The sequence below is a fragment of the Eggerthella sp. 1_3_56FAA genome (assembly GCF_000185625.1).
GTDB lineage: Bacteria > Actinomycetota > Coriobacteriia > Coriobacteriales > Eggerthellaceae > Eggerthella > Eggerthella lenta.
The window spans coordinates 1148773-1155799 of the sequence record NZ_GL622580.1 but is presented as its reverse complement, the minus strand read 5'-3'; the positions used below and the strand labels follow the sequence as shown (position 1 = coordinate 1155799).

General features: G+C 65.5%; 5 protein-coding genes. 1 reads left to right on the top strand and 4 read right to left on the bottom strand.

Going from position 1 to position 7027, the window contains the following annotated elements; genetic code table 11:
* Positions 1–1584, bottom strand: a 1584-nt coding sequence (locus HMPREF1023_RS10175) for a U32 family peptidase (RefSeq protein ID WP_009306197.1), incomplete at its 3' end; no start/stop codon positions are given.
* Positions 1585–1745: 161 nt separating this feature from the next.
* On the opposite strand from HMPREF1023_RS10175, the gene HMPREF1023_RS10170 reads away from it, so the two are divergent.
* A complete protein-coding gene (locus HMPREF1023_RS10170; RefSeq protein WP_009608032.1) occupies positions 1746–3914 on the top strand; it encodes a transglycosylase domain-containing protein in 2169 nt (722 codons plus the stop codon).
* Positions 3915–3980: 66 nt separating this feature from the next.
* On the opposite strand, the gene leuB is transcribed toward HMPREF1023_RS10170, so the two are convergent.
* The 3 genes from leuB to leuC are packed head-to-tail and all read right to left on the bottom strand — an operon-like array spanning position 3981 to position 6875.
* Positions 3981–5090, bottom strand: a complete 1110-nt coding sequence (leuB, locus tag HMPREF1023_RS10165) for a 3-isopropylmalate dehydrogenase (protein ID WP_009306195.1) — start codon at positions 5088–5090, stop codon at positions 3981–3983.
* 4 nt (positions 5091–5094) lie between these two features.
* Positions 5095–5592, bottom strand: coding sequence for a 3-isopropylmalate dehydratase small subunit (locus HMPREF1023_RS10160; RefSeq protein WP_009306194.1), 498 nt, complete (start codon positions 5590–5592; stop codon positions 5095–5097).
* Positions 5593–5606: 14 nt separating this feature from the next.
* Positions 5607–6875: a 3-isopropylmalate dehydratase large subunit gene (gene leuC / locus HMPREF1023_RS10155; RefSeq protein WP_009607939.1), complete on the bottom strand. Its 1269-nt coding sequence runs from the start codon at positions 6873–6875 to the stop codon at positions 5607–5609.
* Positions 6876–7027 lie beyond the last annotated feature (152 nt).

The window sequence follows — 7027 nt, the reverse complement described above, 5'->3', positions numbered from 1 at the left end:
CTGCTGCGCAAGGTCGTCGAGCGCGGCGGCGCGCACGCGGTGCAGCTGCGAGAAGCCGATACCCACACCCTCATCGAGTTCGACCTCGAGCGATTCTAGCAGAAACGGAGTTTGACCCAGGCGATCGACATGCGCACGCACGTCGTCGACCGTCACCGGCTTCGTACGCGCGGGCTCGATCGCAACGCCTTCGGCTGCGCCGATCGGGGGGGTATGGGCTGTCGCCGCACGGGATCCCTCGACTTCGCTCGGCTGCGCCTCGCTGCGCTCAGGATGACGCGCTGCAGCGCTCGGCGCCAGCGAGAACTCTACGCGCAGCGGCTGGCCGATGCGCAGCACCACGCGACCCGTCACCGCGACGCGCGGCTCGAATACGTCGTCTTCAAACGCCGCTTCGGCGCTGCGGACGCGGAACACGCGGTCGCCCTTCCCCACCGGACGGTCGGGCGCCATGCGAACATTGCCTTGCTTGTCGAGAGACACCTGGTCGAGCGTGTAGGCGAAGTGACCCTTGTTCGTCCAGAACTCCAACACGTCGCCCGGTGCGAGCGGCCGCTCGGCCGCGACGGTGGCGACGCCGTTCTTCGCCGACGTCACGCGACCCACGAACACGCCGCGGTTGTTCGGGCGCCCGTAGCTCATGATGTCGTTGCCGCGCTGGTTCTCCAGGTAGGCCGTGGTGAACCCGCGGGAGAACGCCTCAGCCAGGGTGCGATGTTCGTCTTCGGCGGCCCGCACGTCCTTGCCGCTTCCCGCAGCGCGCTCGGCCAGCGTGCGATCGAGTACGGCGCGGTACGTCTGCGTGACGGCGAACACGTACTCGGGCGACTTCATGCGACCCTCGATCTTGAACGACGTGACGCCCGCTTCCACCAGTTCGGGCAGCAAGTCGATGGCGCACAGGTCCTGCGGGGACAGCAGATGCTCGCCCGGCGCGGGCAGGTTCTTGCGCAGCGCCACGTTGTGCAGCGTGTAGGGCAGACGGCACGCCTGGGCGCACAGCCCGCGGTTCGCCGAACGGCCGCCGATGAGCGACGACATGAAGCACTGGCCGGAGTAGCACACGCACAGCGCGCCGTGAGCGAACGACTCCACCTCCATGCCGTAGCCGTCGGCCACCTCGGCGAGATGGGCGATCTCGAGGACGGACAGCTCGCGTGCCAGCGTGACGCGCTGGGCGCCCAGCCTCGCCGCCGCCTCGATGCCGGCCGCGTTATGCGTGTTCATCTGCGTCGATATATGCAGTCGCGCCTCGGGGAGCGTGCGGGAGATCTCGGATGCGATGCCGACGTCTTGCACGATGAAGGCATCCGCCCCGGCGCGATACGCCTGGCGCACCGTTTCGAGCGCACGAGCCACCTCGGAAGGCAGCACGGCGGTGTTGAACGTCACGTACACGCGAACCCCACGCAGATGCGCGTAGGCGCAGGCATCGGCCAGTGTCTCAAGCGTGAAGTTGTCGGCTCCGCGGCGGGCGTTGAACGAGTCGAGGCCCAAATACACGGCGTCGGCCCCGCCGCGCACGGCGGCACGAAGCGCCGCGGCGTTGCCGGCGGGCGCGAGCAGTTCGATGGCATGAGACATGGTAGATCCTTACCTATATATAGCCGTACGTTTTGCACCCTTTCGAACAGGATGCGAGCTGGTGTAGAGAGTTCCGGGGTTATCCGACCGAACGTTACGGTTCGGTATCAGCGCTATGGTAGTATAGTCGAACGATGAAAATACGGAGAAAACAGCGCGAAATGCGCACCCATGCGGTGAAATGGGGCCTCCTCGTCACGGTGGCAGCCCTTTGCTTCGTCGGCTACGCAGGAGTTCAGGGCGCCCTCGGCGTCATGGAAGGCTGGACGAAGAACCTCCCCAGCATCGAGGACACCGACTTCACCAACACATCCCGCGAATCTGTGATGTACGCAGGCGACGAAGCCACGTTGCTGGCGGAGTTCCAGCTGGAAAAGCGCGATCCGGTAACGTACGAGGAGATCAGCCCATACGTGCTGGAAGGCACCGTCGACACCGAGGACGTGCGTTTCTACGAGCACGAAGGCGTGGACATCCCCGGTATCGCGCGCGCCTTCGTCAACAACCTGCGCGGCGGCGACCTGGAAGGCGCTTCCACCATCACCCAACAGCTCGTGCGCAACACCGTGTTGTCCGAAGAGGCGACCGACATCTCCTTCGAGCGCAAGATCCGCGAGGCCGAGCTGGCCATCGATTTGGAGAAACGCTTCAGCAAAGACGACATCCTGGTCAAGTACTTGAACATCATCAACTACGGGGACGGCTGCTACGGCATCGAAGCGGCCGCGCAGAACTACTTCCAGGTGTCGGCGCTCGACCTGACGCTCGCGCAGGCCGCCACGCTCGTAGGCATCCCGCAGTCGCCCACCTATCTTAATCCCAAGGTGTACCCGGACGCCTGCCTGGCGCGCCGCAACGTGGTGCTCGACCGCATGCTGTCGGCCGGCGACATCACGCAGCAGGAGCACGACGATGCCCAAGCCGAGGAGCTGGGGCTGAACCCGGCGCCCGACGCACCAGCCGACGGCATCTACGCCTATCCCTTTTTCACCAGCTACGTGCGTTCGTTGCTGTTCGACGAGAACAACCCCTACGGATGCTCGTATGCCGACCTGTTCAAAGGCGGACTGACCATCTACACCTCGCTCGACCCCGAGCTGCAGGACGCGGCGCAGGCGGCGGTGGACAACCAGCGCGCGAACATGGCCGACAACTTGGACGCCTCCATCGTAGCCATCGACGTGGCAACCGGCCAAGTGAAGGCGATGACGCGCGGAGTGCCGTACGGCCAAGGCGAAGGGGAAAGCCAGGTGAACATCGCCACGGGCGACGGCGGAACGGGACGCCAGGCCGGATCGACGTTCAAGGCGTTCACGTTGGCCGCAGCCATCGAACAGGGCATCTCGCCTCAGACGCTGGTCGATTGCACCTCTCCCCTCAAGAAGGGACAGGATGGCGCACCCGAGGACTTCGAGAACTTCAACGGCAACGACTACGGCATCCAGACGATCCAAAGCGCGACGGCCATCTCGTCGAACACCGGCTACCTGCGCCTGTCGAACTCCATCGGCCAGGCATCCACTACCGAGATGGCCAGCCGCCTGGGCGTGACCTCCCCCATGCAGCCCGTGTACACCGCAACCGAGGGCGTGGCCGACGTCAATCCGTTGGAGATGGCGAGCGCCTACGCCACGCTGGCCAGCGGCGGCGTGAAACGCGAGCCCACGGTGATCACAAAGATCCTCGACCGCGACGGCAACGTCATCTGGCCTCAGGAGGAGAGCGACACCGGCGAACGCGTGTTGGACGAGAAGGTCGCCGCCGCCACGACGAAGGTGTTGGAAACGGTGTTCACGCAGAGCAACGGCACGGCCACGTCGGCGCGGTTGAACAGCGGGCAGCCGGTTGCAGGCAAGACGGGCACCGCCAGCTCGTTCACCGACCACTGGCTGGTGGGCTATACGCCCAGCCTGTCGTGCGCGGCTTGGATCGGCGACCCGTCCGGCGCTATTGAGACCGACCACGGGCTCACGGCGAACGCGCTATGGAAGGACTTCATGGATCGGGCGACCAGCGGCAAGGCCATCGAGAACTTCCCCACCGTCGCGGATCCGCCGTACAACAACCCGTACAACATCGCTCAGAAGAACAAGCTGGGCAAGAAGGTGGAAGAAGAGAAGGACGAGGACGGCGAAAGCCGCGAGAAGGACGTGAACTCGGCTCCAAGCGCCGTGGGCAAGACCTTCGAGGAAGCCATCCAGATACTGAACGGCTACAAGGCGGGCTACATCGAGGAGTACTCCGACACGGTTCCGGAAGGCACGGTGATCAGCCAAAGCGTGCAAGAAGGCAAGGTGGTCATCGTCGTATCGAAGGGACCGAAGCCGTAAACGAGACCGCTGACAAAAAAGAAGCGCCCGTTCAGGGCGCTTCTTTTTTACTTTGCAAGGAACGCGCTACAAACGCGACACCACGAGATCGCCCATCTGCGCCGTGCCGACCAGCTTGTCGGCGGGCGTGTCGGACTGTTTGATGTCGCCGGTGCGCCAGCCCTCGTCGAGCACGGCGGTCACCGCGCGGCGAATGTCGTCGGCGGCCTCGCCCATGTCGAAGCTATAGCGCAGCATCATCTCGACGGACAGGATCTGCGCGAGCGGGTTCGCGATCCCGCGTCCCGCGATGTCGGGCGCGCTGCCGTGGCTGGGCTCGTAGAGGGCGGTGCCGTCGCCGAGGCTGGCGCTGGCCAGCATGCCCAGCGAGCCGGTGATCTGGGCGGCCTCGTCGGACAGGATGTCGCCGAACATGTTCTCGGTCACCACCACGTCGAAGTCGACAGGGCGGCTGATCAGCTGCATGGCCGTGTTGTCCACGAGCAGGTCCTCGAGCTCCACGTCGGGGTATTCCTCTGAGCCGACGCGGTGCACGATCTCACGCCACATGCGGCTGGTTTCCAGCACGTTCGCCTTGTCGACGCTGGTCACCTTGTTACGGCGCTTGCGCGCGGCTTCGAACGCCTGGCGCGCGATGCGCTCCACCTCGTACTCGCGGTATTCCAACGTGTCGTAGGCGCGCTGGCCGGCGGCGCCGTCCGAGCCGCAGCCTTCTTCGTCGTAGAAACGCTCGCGGCGGCCGAAGTACAAGCCGCCCGTCAGCTCGCGGACAATCATCATGTCCACGCCGTCCACGATCTCGGGCTTGAGGGTGGACGCGTCGGCCAACGCGGCGAAGATCTGCACGGGACGCAGGTTCGTGTACAGGCCCAACGCCTTGCGGATGCCCAACAGGCCCTGCTCGGGACGCGGCTTCGCGGGGTCGGTGGTATCCCACTTCGGACCGCCGACCGCCGCCAGCAGCACGGCGTCGGACGATTCGGCCACGCGCAGCGTCTCGTCCGGCAGCGCGGTGCCGCACGCATCGATGGCGCACCCGCCCAGCAGCGCCTCGGTGTAGGAGAACGCCGTATCGTACTTCGCGCCCACCGCGTCCAGCACCTTGACGCCCTCGGCGATGATCTCGGGGCCGATGCCGTCGCCGGGAAGCAGGCAGATGTTATAGGTCCTGGTCATTGATCTACTCCTCGCCAAGTTTCGCCTTCGTGCGGTTGATGAGGCCGCCGGCTTCGATGATCTCGCGGATGAACGGGGGGAACGGCTGAGCCTGGTACGTCTGGCCCGTCGTCTCGTCCACGATGACGCCCGTATCGGCATCCACCGACACCACGTCGCCCTGGCTGATGGCGTCCACCGCTTCGGGGCACTCCATGATGGCGAGGCCCGTGTTGATGGAGTTGCGGTAGAAGATGCGCGCGAAGCTCTTGGCGATGACGACGTCGACGCCCGCCGCCTTGATGGCGATGGGGGCATGCTCGCGCGACGAGCCGCAGCCGAAGTTCTCGTCGGCCACGATGATGTCGCCCGGCTGCACGCGTTCGACGAACGACGTGTCGAGATCCTCCAGGCAGTGCTTCGCCAGCTCCGCCGGATCGGACGTGGTCAGGTAGCGGGCCGGGATGATGACGTCGGTATCGATGTCGCGCCCGTAGCGGTGCGCGGTTCCTTTGAATTGCATGATCGCAGCTCCTCCTAGTCCAGGTCTTCCGGCAGGCCGATGTGGCCGAGCACGGCGCTTGCCGCGGCGATGGCCGGCGAGGACAGGTACACCTCGCTGGTGGGGTCGCCCATGCGGCCGACGAAGTTGCGGTTCGTCGTGGCGATGGCGCGCTCGCCTGCGGCGAGAATGCCCATGTAGCCGCCCAGGCAGGGGCCGCACGTAGGCGTGGACACGGCGCAGTTCGCGTCGAGGAACACGTCCATGAGGCCTTCCTCCATGCACTGGCGATACACCGCCTGCGTGGCGGGGATCACGATGCAGCGCACGTCGGGATGCACCGTGCGGCCGCGCAGCACGTCGGCGGCCTGGCGCATGTCGGCGATGCGGCCGTTCGTGCAGCTGCCGATGACGGCCTGATCGATTTTGACGTCGCGCGCCTCGGCGGCCGGGCGCGTGTTCGACGGCAGGTGCGGGAACGACACGGTGGGCACGATGGAGGCGGCGTCGATCTCGTACACCTTCGCATACGTCGCGTCCGCGTCGGAATGGTACTCGGTGTAGGGGCGCTCGGTGCGGCCGTCCAGGTAGGCGCGCGTCACGTCGTCGACCTCGATGAGCCCGGCCTTGCCGCCCGCCTCGATGGCCATGTTCGAGATGCTCATGCGCTCGTCCATGTCCATGGCGCGGATGGCGCTGCCGGTGAACTCCATGGCCTGGTAGAGCGCGCCGTCCACGCCGATCATGCCGATGATGTGCAGGATGACGTCCTTGCCGGTGACGCCGGGAGCCAGCTCGCCCTCGATCTTGAACAGCAGAGACTCGGGCACCTTGAACCACGCCTTGCCGGTGGCGTAGCCCACACCGGCGTCGGTGGAGCCCACGCCCGTGGCGAACGCGCCCAGCGCGCCGTACGTGCAGGTGTGGCTGTCCGCGCCGATGATGAGGTCGCCCGCGCCGACGACGCCCTGCTCGGGGAGCAGCGCATGCTCGACGCCCATGCAGCCCACCTCGTAGTAGTGGGTGATACCCTGCTCGCGCGCGAAATCGCGCACGATCTTGGCCTGCTCGGCGCTCTTGATGTCCTTGTTGGGGACGTAGTGATCGGGGACGAGAGCGATCTTCGTAGGATTGAACACCTTCTCGACGCCGATCTTGCGGAACTCTTTGACGGCAATGGGGGCGGTGACGTCGTTGGACAGCACGAGGTCGAGATCGCATTCGATCAGCTGACCCGGCTCCACTTCGTCGAGCCCCGCATGGGCGGCGAGGATCTTCTCCGCCATGGTCATGGGACGTGGCATGTGTGCTCCTTTGTGCGGTGGGTCTCTGGCGCCCGCGCTTCCCCGCACGGACCCTGGAAATCGCTCACAATTGTACCACTCGCTTTAGCACGCAAAAGGAAGAGCCCCGCTGGGCTCTTCCAATGTGAAGCGATTTACAGATTTATCCGGTC

Coding starts and splice junctions, on each gene's coding strand:
- HMPREF1023_RS10170 (WP_009608032.1), top strand. CDS start 1,746: ATGCGCACCCATGCGGTGAAATGGGGCCTCCTCGTCACGGTGGCAGCC.
- leuB (WP_009306195.1), bottom strand. CDS start 5,090: ATGACCAGGACCTATAACATCTGCCTGCTTCCCGGCGACGGCATCGGC.
- HMPREF1023_RS10160 (WP_009306194.1), bottom strand. CDS start 5,592: ATGCAATTCAAAGGAACCGCGCACCGCTACGGGCGCGACATCGATACC.
- leuC (WP_009607939.1), bottom strand. CDS start 6,875: ATGCCACGTCCCATGACCATGGCGGAGAAGATCCTCGCCGCCCATGCG.